9 protein-coding genes are annotated in these 14,355 nt (G+C 74.3%); 3 read left to right on the forward strand and 6 right to left on the reverse strand.

What is annotated here, in order from left to right; genetic code table 11:
* Positions 1 to 47 precede the first annotated feature (47 nt).
* Positions 48 to 3,482 carry a beta-glucosidase gene (locus NFU81_RS37675; protein ID WP_251500810.1) on the reverse strand — a complete coding sequence of 1,145 codons (3,435 nt, stop codon included), beginning with the start codon at positions 3,480 to 3,482 and terminating at the stop codon, positions 48 to 50.
* A 402-nt stretch (positions 3,483 to 3,884) separates the two neighbouring features.
* Here NFU81_RS37675 and NFU81_RS37680 point away from each other — a divergent pair, with 402 nt between their 5' ends.
* Positions 3,885 to 4,562 (forward strand): DUF4232 domain-containing protein, encoded by a 678-nt coding sequence (locus NFU81_RS37680; RefSeq protein WP_251500813.1) that lies wholly within the window; start codon positions 3,885 to 3,887, stop codon positions 4,560 to 4,562.
* A gap of 43 nt (positions 4,563 to 4,605) precedes the next feature.
* Here NFU81_RS37680 and NFU81_RS37685 read toward each other — a convergent pair whose 3' ends face one another.
* The 3 genes from NFU81_RS37685 to NFU81_RS37695 all read right to left on the reverse strand — a co-directional run bounded on the left by NFU81_RS37685 (position 4,606) and on the right by NFU81_RS37695 (position 5,919).
* Positions 4,606 to 4,878: a GlsB/YeaQ/YmgE family stress response membrane protein gene (locus tag NFU81_RS37685; RefSeq protein WP_251500815.1), complete on the reverse strand. Its 273-nt coding sequence runs from the start codon at positions 4,876 to 4,878 to the stop codon at positions 4,606 to 4,608.
* A gap of 61 nt (positions 4,879 to 4,939) precedes the next feature.
* Positions 4,940 to 5,128, reverse strand: a complete 189-nt coding sequence (locus tag NFU81_RS37690) for a DUF4236 domain-containing protein (protein ID WP_251500818.1) — start codon at positions 5,126 to 5,128, stop codon at positions 4,940 to 4,942.
* Between the two features lie 83 nt (positions 5,129 to 5,211).
* Positions 5,212 to 5,919: an AraC family transcriptional regulator gene (locus NFU81_RS37695; protein WP_251501373.1), complete on the reverse strand. Its 708-nt coding sequence runs from the start codon at positions 5,917 to 5,919 to the stop codon at positions 5,212 to 5,214.
* A gap of 234 nt (positions 5,920 to 6,153) precedes the next feature.
* Here NFU81_RS37695 and NFU81_RS37700 point away from each other — a divergent pair, with 234 nt between their 5' ends.
* The gene (locus NFU81_RS37700) at positions 6,154 to 6,840 is read left to right on the forward strand and encodes an alpha/beta fold hydrolase (protein ID WP_251500821.1); all 687 of its coding nucleotides are present in this window, start codon (positions 6,154 to 6,156) and stop codon (positions 6,838 to 6,840) included.
* A 166-nt stretch (positions 6,841 to 7,006) separates the two neighbouring features.
* On the forward strand, positions 7,007 to 8,008 hold the full coding sequence (locus NFU81_RS37705) for an ABC transporter ATP-binding protein (RefSeq protein ID WP_422665390.1): 1,002 nt from the start codon (positions 7,007 to 7,009) through the stop codon (positions 8,006 to 8,008).
* On the opposite strand, the gene NFU81_RS37710 is transcribed toward NFU81_RS37705, so the two are convergent.
* Together NFU81_RS37710 and NFU81_RS37715 are read right to left on the reverse strand one after the other, a co-directional pair.
* Positions 8,001 to 10,877 carry a hypothetical protein gene (locus NFU81_RS37710; protein WP_251500823.1) on the reverse strand — a complete coding sequence of 959 codons (2,877 nt, stop codon included), beginning with the start codon at positions 10,875 to 10,877 and terminating at the stop codon, positions 8,001 to 8,003. The genes NFU81_RS37705 and NFU81_RS37710 overlap by 8 nt on opposite strands.
* On the reverse strand, positions 10,874 to 14,257 hold the full coding sequence (locus NFU81_RS37715; protein ID WP_251500825.1) for an FtsX-like permease family protein: 3,384 nt from the start codon (positions 14,255 to 14,257) through the stop codon (positions 10,874 to 10,876). Before NFU81_RS37715 ends, NFU81_RS37710 begins: the two co-directional genes overlap by 4 nt.
* Positions 14,258 to 14,355 lie beyond the last annotated feature (98 nt).

Here is a 14,355-nt window from a genome sequence, read left to right on the forward strand (position 1 = left end):
GGTCCCCGTACCGCCCCGCTCCGGGCGGAGGTGCGGAGGTGCGGAGGTCAGGAGGTCAGGTTGACCTCCGCGATCGACCACCAGCTGGTGGACGTGCCGGTCTGGACGACCTTGACGTAACGGGCCGTCGTCGCCGGGAAGTTCGCCGTCACCTGGGCGGCGGTCCCGGTGCCGGTGGCCACCGCGCTGCCGAAGTTCGTGCCGTCGGTGGAGGTGAGGACCTGGTAGCCGCGGGCGTAGTCGGCCGCGCTGCCCGCCGAGTCCATCGTCAGCTTGGAGAAGGTCCGCGCCGCGCCCAGGTCGAGGGTGAAGGACTGCCCGTTCGCCATCGGGACGCCGGTGCTCCAGCGGGTTGCCGTGCTGCCGTCGAGCATGTTCGCCGGCACGTCCCCGCCGCCGCTCGACGACCCGGTCGCCGTCCAGCCGGTCCTGGGCAGGACGGTGCCCGTGCCGCCCGTTCCACCGGTGCTGCCGTCGGTGAAGACGTTCAGCTCCGCGATCGACCACCAGCTGGTGGAGGTGCCGGTCTGGACGACCTTGACGTAACGGGCCGTCGTGGCGGGGAAGTTCGCCGTCACCTGGGCGGCGGTCCCGGTGCCGGTGGCCACCGCGCTGCCGAAGTTCGTGCCGTCGGTGGAGGTGAGGACCTGGTAGCCGCGGGCGTAGTCGGCCGTGCTGCCCGCCGAGTCCATGACCACCCGGTCGATGCTCCTGGCCGCCCCCAGGTCGAGGGTGAAGGACTGCCCGTTCGCCATCGGAGCGCCGGTGCTCCAGCGGGTTGCCGTGCTGCCGTCGAACATGTTCGCCGGGACGTCGCCGCCGCTGCTGGAGGTTGCGGTCGCCGTCCAGCCGGTGCGCGGCAGGGCCGTCTGCGTACCGCCGCCCGTACCGCCGGCGATCGTGGTGCTGCCGGTGAGCCGGATGTCGCGCGACGAGGAGCCGACGTAGACGCTGTTGGTGCCGGCCGCGTCGGTCCAGCCGTTGTTCCAGTACTGGAAGCTGCGCGCGTCCAGGGTGATCGCCACGTGCTGGGTCTGCCCGGGGTTGAGGGTGATCCGGGTGAAGCCGCGCAGGTTCTTCGGCGGTTCACCGGTCGTGGCGGGCTGGCCCACGTAGACCTGCGGCACCTCGGCCCCGGCCCGCGAGCCGCTGTTGGTGACGTCGAAGCCGACCGCCACGTTGCCTGCGCCGTCGGGCTGCCCGACGGTCAGGTTCGCGTAGGAGAAGGTGGTGTACGACAGCCCGAAGCCGAACGGGAACATCGGCGCGATGTTCTGGCTGTCGTACCAGCGGTAGCCGACCTTGAGCCCCTCGGAGTACTGCACCTGCCCGTTCTGGCCGGGCCACTGGGCCGCGGAGGTGGTCGGCCCCTGCGACAGGGCCGTCGGGAAGGTCACCGGGAGCTTGCCGCTGAAGTTCGTGTCGCCGAAGAGCAGCGACGCGATCGCGTTGCCGTCCTCCTGGCCCGGGTACCACGCCTCGACCACGCCCTTGACGGCGTTGACCCAGGGCATGGTGACGGCCGAGCCGCTGTTGACGACGACGACCGTGTTGGGGTTCGCCGCCGCCACGTCGGTGACGAGGGTGTTCTGCGCGGACGACAGGCCGATGCCGCTCAGGTCGCCGCCCTCGGACTCGAAGTTCGAGACGAACACGACGGCCAGCTTGGCCGCCCGCGCCGCCGCGACCGCCTGGTCGTGCGGCGACTGGCCGGGGATCGACCAGCCGAGCGTGGCGTTGCTGGCGCCCGCGGCGTTGTAGTAGTCGACCTCGATGCTGACCGGCTGCCCTGCGGTCAGCGACACGCTGCCGGTGCGGGTGGTGCTGCCCTGGTTGAACCAGTTGTTGACGATCTGCTGCCCGTTGACGTACACCCGCGAGCCGTCGTCGCTGGTCAGCGACAGCTGGTAGGTGCCGGTGGCCGGCGGGTGCAGGGTGCCGGTCCACTTGGCCGACCAGTTCGCGGCGTTGACGCCGGGGGCTGGTGACGCGCCGCCCCACACGTTGTCGACGGCGGACTCGTTGCGGGTGACCACCGGGGTGCCGGTCAGGCCGGTGTTGTTGTAGTACGACGCGGTGAGCCCCGCGCCGCTGCCCGAACTCGGCGTCAGGTACGCGCTGCCCAGCGGCGGGAGCGCCCCGTCGGCGGCCGCGGTGCCCTGCGAGTAGCTGACGTTCACGCCGCTGCCGGCCCGGTCCTTGATGCCCTGGTAGGGCGTGACCAGGTAAGAGGCGTTGACCGCCGCGCTCCCGCCGCCCTGCGCCATGGCGTGGGTGCCCGCGTCGTCGCCGATCACGGCGATCGAGTCGGTGCCTCCCGCCACCGGCAGGACCGGGCCGCTGTTCTTCAGCAGCACCGCCCCCTCCTGCGCGACCTGCTTCGCGGTGGCGTTGTGCGCGGCGCTGGTCACCACCGCGCCCGCACTGCCGGACTGCGTGCGGTCGAAGAGGCCCGCCTTGAACATCGAGGTCAGGATGCGGCGGACGTGGTCGTCGATCGTCGCCTGCGACACCTGGCCGCCTGCGACCGCGGTGGTCAGCGCCGAGCCGTAGTAGTCGCTGCCCGGCATCTCCATGTCCAGGCCGTTGTCGGCCGACGCGACGGTGGAGTGGGTGGCGCCCCAGTCGGAGGTGACGAACCCGGTGAAGCCCATGTCGCCCTTGAGGACGGTGTTCTGCAACTGGCCGTTCTCGCAGGCGAAGGCGCCGTTGACGGCGGAGTAGGAGCACATCGCCGAGTCGGCGCCGCCCTGCTTGACCGACGTCTCGAACGCCGGCAGGTAGATCTCCCGCTCGGTGCGGTCCGAGACGATCGCGTTGTCGGTGATGTTGTTGCGGTTGGTCTCCTGGTTGTAGACCGCGTAGTGCTTGACCTGCGCCATCGGTCCCTGGCTCTGGATGCCCTGGATGTCGGCGGCGCCCATCTGCCCGGCGAGGTAGGGGTCCTCGCCGAAGGACTCGAAGGCCCGTCCCCACTGCGGGTCGCGCACGATGTTGATGGTCGGGGCCAGCACCACGTTGGTGCCCTTGCCCCACTGCTCGGAGCCGAGCACCTGGCCGTACTGGTTCATCAGCGCGGTGTCCCAGCTCGCGGCGCCCGCGACCGGGGCCGGCAGCTGGGTGACGTCGGTGAACCCGTCGCCGGCGCCGACCGGGCCGTCCTGCAGGCGCAGCGCCGGTATCCCGAGGCGGGAGTTGGCGTCGACGCAGCCGGCGTAGCCGCATCCCTGGCCGCCGTGCATCATGGCCAGCTTCTCGGTCTGGGTCATCGCCGCGAGCAGTTCGTTGGCGCGGTCCAGCGGGGCCTGCGCGGCGTTCGTCCACGGCTGGTCCGCGGCGGCGGCCTGCCCGGTGACGGCGGCGACGCCGGTCGACAGGACCAGGGCGACCGCGGCCGCCAGGACCTCCACGGTGCGCCGGCGGCCCTGCGGACGGCGCCGGCGGGACCGGAAGCGCTGGGCGGGGCTGGGCGGGGCGTTCATGCGTGCGCGCTCCGTTTCTGGTGACGCGCCGCCCTGCGCGGGCGCGGGTCACCGTGAGCCCGGGCGGAACCGCGGGAGCCGTCCGTGCGGGCTGGTGGGGGGTGGGAACTCGACGGGCGAAGCAGGCGGGAGAGCGCTCTCCCGACGCTGACGAGACTCGCCCACGTGCGAGGCGGTGTCAAGGATTCCGACCACTTCTTTCACGCCATGAACTAGCCCCGGGGCGCCGGGCGTTATCGGCTACCGCCCGTCGCGGCCCGGCAACGGAATGACCGCTTCCGTGCACGGTGTCGTCACAGACCGGGACGGCGCGTGAGGGGCGGGTGCCCGTGCCGCAGACTCGGCGTGCGTGCCCGCCCGCATCGACGCAGGGCCGCACAATGCCGACAACGGGGGAAGACCATGAAGACCACCGCCCGCAAGAACCACCGGAGTTCCAGAGCCCGGACGTCCTGCCTCCTGGGGGCCGCGGCGGCCGCAGCGCTGCTCGCGTCCACCGGATGCGGTCCGTCCGACGACGACGGATCGGCCACCGCCGAACCCAAGGACACCCCGAGCGCGACGAGTCCGGCGAGCTCCACGTCCGCGCCGAGCCCGACCGCGACCGCCACCGGCAGCACCGGTGGAGACGACGGCAGCGGCAGCGGCGTCGCCGCGTGCACGGCCGGCTCGGTGTCGCTCTCCGCGACGAGCGCGGACGGCAAGGGCAAGAACGCCAGGCACATCCTGCTGACCGTCGCCAACACCGGCGGCAAGAAGTGCACGGTCTACCACTACCCGTACCTGCGGTTCCCCGACGCCAGGGAGCCGGTCGCGGTGATCAAGGACAGCGCGGACGACCCCGTCACCCTGGCTCCGGGCGAGCAGGCGTACGCCGCTCTGCTGGCCAACGGTGGTGGCATGGACACGTACGACACGAAGACCGTGCCCCTCAGCCTCCAGGGACCCACCCCGGGCAGCAGGGCGACCGATCCGGTCGAGGTCGCCCTGCCCGGTACGGTCTCCTTCGACGACGGTGCGCAGGTCACCTACTGGACGACCGCCTCCGGCCTCGTCCTGCGCTTCATCATGTCGCACTGACGGGCGGACGGGCGCCCCCCGACCCGGTCGGGGGGCGCTCAGGTCAGCGGCGGGATCGTGAGTCGCCGAACAGCACCCGGTAGACGATCAGCAGCACCAGCGAGCCGGCGATGGCGGCCAGCCAGGTCTTGCCGTCGAAGAAGTCGTGCGGGATCGGCTTGTCCAGCAGCTTCGCCGACAGCCACCCGCCCAGCAGAGCGCCGACGAAACCGATCACCGTCGTCCCCACCAGGCCGCCGGGGTCGCGCCCCGGCAGGATGACCTTGGCGATGACGCCGGCGAGCAGTCCCAGAACGATCCAACCTATGATGCCCATATCGGCCTCCTGCCCCGGGCTTTCCGGGACACGCCTGTTCGACTCGCGGGCAACGCGGCGGTCAGCGCCGCCGGTCGGTGTGCCGGTAGCCGAACGGCCCCGGCAGGTCCGCCGAGGTGGTGCGGCGCCCGGTGGTCGACCAGGTGCGGTGGGCGCCCTTGCGCCCGAGGGTGATGGACAGCGACTTGCGGTTCACGTTGACCCGGACGCCGGGCAGGATGTGGAACGACTTGCGGAATGTCATCGGCATGTGGTGGCCTCCCGAGGTTGTCGGGGGTCCGTCTGCCCGCCGCCGGGCCTTTCACCGCGGCGCCGACCCGAATTGACGGGATCTCAGCGCGGACCGCTCCGCCCGCCGGCCCGGTAGCGGCCCGGGGTCGTTCCGATGACGGCGGTGAACGCCGCGATGAAGCTGCTGGGGTTGGACCATCCGCAGGCGTGGGCGGTCCTGACGGTGTCGTGGCCGTCGGCGAGCAGCACGAGCGCGTGGTGGATGCGCAGCTGCGTGCGCCACTCGTAGAAGGTCATGCCGAGTTCGTTGCGGAACAGCCGGCTGAGGGTGCGGGTGCCGGCTCCGACCGTCCTGCCGAGTTCGGCCAGCGTGGAGTTGTCCGCGGGCGTCTCGCGCAGCATCCGGGCGATGGCCTGCAGCCGGTCGTCCCGCGGCTCCGGCAGGTGCAGCGGCTGTTCGTGTGCTTCGCGGAGCTCGTCGACCAGGACGCGCAGGAGGCGGGTGCGCGCGGCTCTGCTGTGTCCCGGTGCGGCGTCGTCGCCGCTGGGGCCGGTCAGGGTGAGCAGGACCTCGCGGGCGAGGCCGGAGGCGAGGAACACGGCGGGACGGTCCGGTACGAGCCGGGCCAGCGACGGCGCGAGGAAGACGATCCGCATGTCGGTGTCGCCGTGGGCGCGGTGGCGGTGGGTGAACCCGGCGGGGGTCCAGGCGACCCGGTTGGCCGGCACGATCCACGTGCCGTGCTCGGTGTGGACCGACAGGACGCCGCCGGCCGCGTACACCAGGTGGCCCCGTGCGTGCGACTGCATCTCGCTCGACCCGCCGGACGGCCACAGGTGCCGCCCGCCGGACGGCCACACGTAGGACGTCGCGCCGGCGGTCGGGCGGGGTTGGCGGCGAACGGGCATCACTTGGCATCGTAGCGGTGGTGAGCCACACCGTGAGCCGGTGAGACTTCCTCCATGGGCGGTGGCCGCCTGCCGCACACACGGCGTCGAGGCGGCGTACCCCGAGGCCACGGCGTGGGAGGGAAGGGGAGACACATGGCGACATTCGTTCTGGTGCCCGGCGGTTGGAAGGGCTCCTGGTCGTACGAGACGGTGGTCCCGCTGCTGGAGCGTGCCGGTCACGAGGTGCACGCGCTGACCCTGACCGGCCTGGGGCCGGACGACGACGAGGCGGCGGTCGCGACCGCCAACCTCGACACGCACGCCGCGGACGTGGTGCGGCACCTCGACCGCCACCACCTCACCGGCGTGACGCTGGTGGGCCACAGCTACGCCGGGATGGTGGTCGCCGCCGCCGCGGACCGCGCGGCCGGCCGGATCTCACGGCTGGTGCACCTCGACGCCTTCGTACCGCGCGACGGCGAGTCGTGGTGGTCGTCGACGAACGAGTACTTCAGGGAGGTGGCCGCCGCCGGCGCTGCGGCCACCGGCTACTCCGTCCAGCCGCCGGAAGGCGGCGACCCCCGCCGCCGCCCCCACCCCCTCGCCTCGTTCCTGCAGGCGATCCGGCTCACGGGCGCCGTCGACCGCGTGCCCCGCCGGGAGTTCGTCTACTGCTCGGGATGGGAGGACCGGACGCCGTTCGCCGAACTCCGCACCCGGCTCCGGGCCGATCCCGGGTGGCAGGTCCACGACCTCCCCACCCGGCACGACGCCATGCACGAGGCACCCGAGGCGGTGGCCGCTCTCCTGCTCGGCGGGGTCGCAGCGTCCGCGTCGTGAACGTACCGCCGGGATCGGGGCGGTGGCCGCCGAACGGCCCGCCGGGGGCGGACCCCGGCCTCACCACCCGGCCACGCGGCCCGCCCGGACACCGGCAGGCCCGGCCCACTATCCTGGCGGCTGTCCGGCACCTCGGGCATCGTTCGTCGCATCGGTGGAGGACCGCGTGTCAGCTCACGACCGCCAGAGCGAGGTACCGGGCCTGGACGAACTCCAGCGGCGGGCCGCCGCGACCAGCGCCCCGCGCCGCGAGGAGGGACTGGTGGTCTGCGAGAACCTCGTGCGGATCTACCAGACCGGGGGAGTGGAGGTGCAGGCCCTGCAGGGCCTCGATCTGGCCGTCTCCGAAGGGGAGATGATCGCGGTGATCGGGGCGTCCGGCTCCGGCAAGTCGACCCTGCTGGGCATATTGTCCGGCCAGGACGTCCCCACCGCGGGGACCGCCGAGGTCGCGGGACACGACCTGCTGACGATGAAGCGCCGCGCCCGGCTCGGCTACCGCCGTACGGCGGTGGGCTTCGTCTGGCAGCAGACGGCCCGCAACCTGCTGCCGTACCTGTCGGCGGCGGAGAACGTGATGCTTCCGATGACCTACACCAAGGTCGGACGCTCCGGCCGCCGCGCCCGCGCCGAGGAGCTGCTCGACCTGCTCGGTGTCGTCCACTGCCGGGACCGCTACCCCGACGAGCTCTCCGGCGGGGAGCAGCAGCGGGTCGCCATCGCGGTGGCCAACGCGAACGAACCGAGGGTCCTGTTCGCCGACGAGCCCACCGGGGAGCTGGACACCGCCACCAGCGACGAGGTCTTCGCCGCCCTGCGCCGGGCCAACAAGGACCTGGGCGTCACCGTCGTCGTGGTCACCCATGACGCGCTGGTGTCCGAGCAGGTCCAGCGCACCGTACGGATACGCAACGGCCGCACGTCGACCGAGGTGCTGCGCCGGGTCGCCACCGACGAGCACGGCGTCGAGGCGCTCTCGGCCGAGGAGTACACGGTGATGGACCGGCACGGGCGGCTCCAGCTGCCGAGCGAGTTCACCGAGCGCCTGCACATGCGCAAGCGGGTGCGGCTGGCCCTGGAGGACGACCACATCGGGGTGTGGCCCGCCCCCGCCGTACCGCGGCAGGACCCCGAAGGGGAGAGCGGGACGCCCGACCCCCTCACATGAGGCGTAGGACCGCGCCCAGCCTGCGCCTGCGGGCCAGGACGGTCTCGGTGGCCGCGGCGGCGAAGACCACCAGGGCCACGCCGCCGACCAGCGCGAGGGTCAGGCTGTAGTCGGTGCGCAGCGCCGGCTGGGCGGGGCCGCCGGTGAACTGCCGCAGGTCCATCGTCCCCGCCAGCAGGCGCGGTTCGAGCACCCCGAGGAGGGTGCCGCCGACGGCCGAGGCCACCGCGAGCGGCAGCAGTTGCAGGAAGTGCACCGCACCGGCCTGCCTGCCGCCCAGTCCGAGCGTACGCAGCAGCGACGTCGTACGGCTGCGCTCGTCGTAGGTGAGGATCAGCTCCATGGCGACCGCGAGCAGGCCTGCCAGGGCGGCCAGCGCCGAGCTGGTGACGTAGACGCTGCGCAGGCCGCGGACCAGGCCGTCGTCGCGCAGGGTGGCCAGCGCCTGGGAGCGGGTGCGGACCTGCGCCAGCGGCCCGAGCGCCTGGACGGCCGCCGACCGCAGCGCCGCGTCGCCGGTGGCGGCGGAACCGTCACCGCGCAGCAGCAGGACGGTGCTGCCCGAGGACTGCTGCGGTATCAGGCGCTCCGCGGCGGCGGTGGTGATGAGGATCGGCGTCCCGGCCCGGATGCGTGCCGTGACCGGCCCGAGCAGCGGGTCGTGCAACTCCGCGGTGCTGAGGGTGCGGACGGGGTCCAGCAGCAGGCTCACCGGCCGGTCGCCGTGGGACGCGCCGGTCGCGGTGAAGCCGCCGGTGCGCTCGCTCGCCCGCAGGTCGGGGGAGATCACGGACGGCACCCGGACGCTCCCGCCGGCCTGGGCCGGGGGCGGCGCCGACAGCGCGGCGAGCAGGGTGGCGGCCAGCGGCGACTTCGGGGTGACGGCGGCCAGTTGACGCGGGTCGACGGTGATCACGGCGACCGCGGAGATCGCCGCGCCGTCGGCCTGCCCCACCAGGTCCAGGGGGCGCAGATGCTGGACGGCCGTACGTATCCCGGTGCCGGCCGGCGTGCCCGGCGCGGGTGCCGTGATCCCGTCGACGGTGGCGGCGGCGTCGGCACCGGCGCTCCAGGTCGCGCCCGTCGCCAGGCCGTCGCCGACCGTGCGCTGCACGAGTCCGCCGAAGACCGCGGTGCCCAGCGTCAGGACCAGGACGAACAGGGCCAGCCCCGTCGCAGGGGCGTCCTGGCTCGCGCGGGCCATCCCGACGACGCCGACCGCCCCCCTGCTGCGCCGGGTGCGGCCCAGCAGGAGGCGCAGGACGAGCGGGTAGATCCGCAGCAGGACCAGCACGGCGGCCAGCGCCACCAGGACCGGCACCGCGCCCAGGATCCCGTCGGGACCCTGGGACCGCAGTGCGACCACCCCGGCGGCCGCCGCGAGCAGCACCGTCAGCTCCATGACGATGCGCCGGCCGCCCGCGGGGGTACGGCGCGAGCGCCGCAGCCGGCCGGGCCTGGGCCGCTCGCGGACCGCCAGCCAGGTCATCACCGACAGCGTCAGCGCCACGGTCACGGCGGCGGCTGCGGCGGCCACCGGCTGCGCGGAGCCGGAGGTCCCCGCAGGAGCCAGCTGCCCGCCGGCCGCCCAGCCGAGCAGGGCGGCGAGCAGCACGACAGGCCACGCCACGGCGCTGCGGAGCAGGACCAGCCGCGCCGTGGACGCACCCCGGGCGCGCTGCAACCCCAGCTGCGCCCTCCTGCGGCGCAGCAGCAGCCGTACGGCGACCGCGGTGGTGGCCAGCGCGACGGCGGCCAGCGAGTCGACGGCGAAGGACGCGAGCGCCCTGGCCTGGTGGTCCTGGGTGGTGAAGGTGCCCAGGAGCGGTGTCAGGTTGTCGGTCACCAGCAGGGACCCGGTGGCGTGGTCACCGACCTGGCAGCTGGCGTCGCCGGTGTACGGGTCCGCACCCTGGCACAGCGCCACGTTCAGGTCCGCGCTGTACTCGGACAGCGGACCGGCCAGGTCGCGGGCGCGGTCGAGCGCCGCCCCGCGCAGGTCGGCGCGCAGCCGCCAGGTCACCATCGGCCCCGATACCCCGGCGTGGGCCAGCAGGTCGGCGGCGTCGGTGCCGACCAGGCCGCGGGCGGCCAGTACGGTGCCGCCGCCCTTCTGCGCCGGATAGCGCAGCGGCTGGGCCAGCGCCGCGTGGCCGCTCCAGAAGCCGTCGGAGCCGGATGCGGCGCGGTAGACCCCGCTCACCACGAGCGTTGCCCTGGGGTCCGTGAGCTGCGCGGTGGGAAGTTTGGCGAACTCCAGGTCGAGCCGGCTGCCGACCCCCACGCCCAGCGCCTGCGCGGTGGCCTGCGACAGCCCGACCTGCGGCGGTGTGCCGGACGGCGTGTGGTCGGCGGGTGCCCGGCCGCTGACGTAGCGCAGGTGCGCCGCGGCGTCCGGCAGGTTGCTGATCGCCAGTCTGGTGCTGCTCACCGGCGGCCCCGGCGGGCTCGGGGCGTCCACGACCGCCTGGTTGTAGTCGTAGCTGCCGCCGGCGAAGGCGAGGTCGCGCGCCGCGGAGCCGCCGAGCCGCCCGGCGAGCGTACGGCCGTCGCCGAGCAGGGCGGCCATGTGCAGGGAGGGCGGGTCGGAGAGGAAGACCTCCGGCACGGTGGTGATGGTGATGAGGGGAGCCTGGGCCTGCGCGGCGTCGATGCGCTGCCGCAGCGCCCGGTCCTCCTGGCGGCCTGCCATCGCGGGAGCCCACGCGCACAGTGCGGTCAACACGACGACCAGCACCGCCAGGCAGGCCAGCAGCGGCAGATCGCCCCGGGTCTCCCTGCGGATCAGGCGCAGCGTCATCGCGGCGCCGGTCTGCGCGGACCGTGTCGCGGTCCGCTCCTTCCGGGTGTCGCCGGCCTTACGGCTCAACGGTCCTCCCCCGCTCGCAGTACGCGGACCAGGTCGACTCGCGCCAGCAGCCGGGCGAGCAGCAGCACGACCGCGCCGATGGCCACCGCGGTCAGCGCCGTGACCAGCGCCACCGTGGCCCACGGCAGCACCACCGGCAGCGGTGGGTAAGGGGCATGGCCGGTGTCGTCCAGGGTGACCAGCGGCAGCACGGTCGAGGCCAGCGCCATGCCCATCAACGCCCCGGGGATCACCGCGAAGAGCACCAGGCCCAGTTGCTCGGCGCCCAGCAGCACCGAGAGGCCCTGGGAGCGGATGCCGATCGCCCGCAGCAGGGCGAACTCCTTGCGGCGCTGCCGGGTGGAGACCACCGCGTGGACGGTGAAGGCGACGACCGCGAAGGCGGGGGCCAGCAGCCGGACCAGTTCCAGCACCCGGTGCAGCCCGCGGCGGAAGGGGTCGGCCTGCAGTGCCGCGGCGGCGCTCGCCGTGGTGGTCGCGTGCCCCAGCGCGGGCTCCGCCGCGACGGCGGCGGCCGTACGGGAAGTGTCGCTGCTGTCGATCCGCCAGAAGGCGGGGTCCTTCTGGAGGCCGCCGGCGAGCGTCAGGGCGGCGGCGAGCTGCCGCTGGTCGGCGATCAGATGGCCCTGCCCGCGGCCCAGCCCGCGCAGCGAGGCGGGCACACCGACGATCTTCGCGGTCACCGGGCTGCTCAGGCCCACGTCCAGCGTGGTGGTGCTGCCCACGGTGAGATGGCCGTCGCGCAGCGCCGTGGCGTCGGCCACCACCGGAAGCGGCGCAGGTCCGCCGGCCGGACCGGCCACCAGCCGCACCTGGCCGCCGGGCGCGGTCGGCGCCTCGACCGAGGCGGAGTCCTGCCCCGGCGGGGCGTCGCCGGCGTACTTCGGGTCCCGGAAGCCGGTGCTGACGTCGGCATGCAGCACGCCGGGGCTGCCGGGGAGGATCGCGCACACGCCGGGAGCGCCGATGAAGGCGTAGCTGTCGGGGCCGTCCTTGCCGCACGCCGCCGCGCGGACGTCCGCGGCGTGCGTGGTGCCGTCGGTCCAGACCTGCCCGGCGGGCAGGGCGGTGGCCCAGCTGTCCGTGGCGCCGCGGGAGCCGACCCGGTGGAGCCTCAGGTCCAGCCGCGCGGCGCGCACGCCGGGTTTCGGCAGGACGTTGAGGGCGGACACGGTCAGCGGGTACGTCCGCGGGTGGCCGCCGCTCTGCGGGAGGCCGAGCGGGACCACGAGGGTGTGCCTGGCTCCGTCGGCGGCCGGCAGGGCGGCGGACACGGTGCTCTGCAGCCCGTCCGCGTCCTGCAAGGTCAGCGACAGGACCGGCGCGGAGCTGTCGCCGTCGCTGCGCAGCGTCTCGTCGAGCAGCAGCGCGGTCGGGCGGCCGGGGAGGGTGATCCCGTCGGCGATCGGGGACCGGGGCCGGGGCGCGGGGCCGCCGAGCGTGCCCACCAGGTCCTCGGTGGCTCCGCCCGGCAGGTTGGCCGGCGTACGGGTCACCGGTGCCACGCCCGTCACCGCGGGCAGGGCGCGGTAGGCGCCGCCCAGGACCGTGGCGGAGTAGCCGTCCTGGCCGGTCGGGGCGACCCTCACGTCGGCGCCGACGGTGTAGGCGGCCTGCTCCGTCGTCAGGCCGCCCAGGCAGGCCAGCGCCGTGGTGGCGAAGGCGCTCGCCGACACCGCCAGGCACATCAGCACGATCGGCCCCGCGTTGCGGGCCGACCGCCGGCTCAGCTGCCACCCGGCCAGCGCGCCGACCAGCGTCCGGCTGCGGCGGCCGAACGCGTCGAGCAGCCGGGACGTCAGCGGCAGCAGCCGCAGCAGCAGGAGCGCCGCGGCCCCGCTCGCCGCGGCGGGGACCAGCACCAGCACCGGGTCAACCGACAGGCCGCCCGCGTTCGACCCGCTGCCGGCGCCGACCAGCGAGTGGTGCCGCCGCAGCTCCAGGTACCCGAGCACCGCGACGGCCAGCAGCGCCAGATCGGCGCCCAGCCGCTGCGCGACCGCGGCCCGCGGGTTCCGGGCCGCCGACAACCGCACCTGCGGCAGCGCGGGCAGCAGCACGGCCCCGGCGTGCACCAGCAGGGTCAGGCCCACGGCCGCCCAGGCGCCGGACCCGCGGCTGCCGGGGTGCAGCAGACCGGCGACGTACGGTGCCGCGAGCGCGGCCGGGACGCCGGTGAGCGCCCATTCGACGCCCGCGCCGCGCAGCAGCCGCAGCGTGCCCGAGCCCCTGGCCTGCTGCAGGGCCAGTTCGCCGCGGCGGCGTACGGTCGTCTGGCGGCCGGCGAGCACCAGGGTGGCCAGCGCGAGCACCGCCAGCATCACGCTCGGCAGGTACAGCTCGGACCGTGCCGCCACGGCGGGCAGCGCCAGCTGGTCGATGGCTCCCGGCAGGCCGGAGGAGATCTTCAGGTCGTCGAGCGGCGGCTGCTTCCCGCGGAAGACCGACACGTTGCTGTGGCTGCCGGCGAAGGCGCGGACCCGGTCGCGCAGCCCCGTGAGGTCTCCGGCGCCGAGGCGGGCGAAGTCGGGCTGCACGCTCCAGTGGGCCGTCAGATGCCCGTTCAGCACGGCACTGCCGTTCACCGCCGCGGCCGGGACGAGCAGCACCTTCTCGCCGGCGCTCTCGTCCGCGGACCCGTCCCCGGCCATCGCGGACCAGAACCCGGCCGCACCGCTCGCGCGGAAGACGGCGGATATCCGCAGCTCCATCGTGCGGCTGAAGGCGTCCTGCACCTGGACTCGGGAACCCGGTCTGAGCCCCAGGCGCCGGGCCAGCGGCTCCGGCACGGCGGCATCGACCGGGGCGGTGGAGCCCGTGCCGACCCGGACGCTCGGCAGCGCGGTGAACGCACCGGCCGCGGCGTCCGCCGCGCCGGCGGGCCAGCGCCCGGCGACCAGCTGCCCGAAGGCCCGCCCGTCCTGTACCGCGATCGGGTGGAGCCCGCTGCCGCCGGGGCCGTCGGGCACCTTCGTGCCCCCGTCGACCCGCTTCACCGCGACCGGCGCGGTACCCACCAGCCCCACGTAGGTCCGCTCCGGCGCACCCGCGAAGACCCGGTCGGCGGCGGCCCGGACGTCGCGGTCGGCTGCGGCCATGCCGGCGGTGTCGAAGGACGCGGTGACCGAGACCCGGGTGTCGGGGTCGGCGGCGAGCCTGCGTATCTGCCCGGACCCGACCGAACTGCCCGCCAGTGTCACCAGGGTGGCCAGCGCCGTCGCGCACAGCAGCACGGAGACGGTGACGGCGGCCAGGGCCAGGCCCTGCTGGGTGGAGCGCCGGACGGCGGCGGGAAGGCGTCGCCTGAGCCGGTGCCGGATGTCCTGGCGCCGCTGTGCCGAAGGCCGCCTCGACGACGAGGGAGGGACCGTCGCGACCACACGTACCCCCGCGAATCGAACATGTGACGACGCCGGTGCGCCTCATTTTTACCAGTGATGAACATTCGTCGCAATGAAATCGATCTTCACCGGACGGG

The sequence above is a fragment of the Actinacidiphila cocklensis genome (assembly GCF_907177275.1).
Classification (GTDB): domain Bacteria; phylum Actinomycetota; class Actinomycetes; order Streptomycetales; family Streptomycetaceae; genus Actinacidiphila; species Actinacidiphila cocklensis.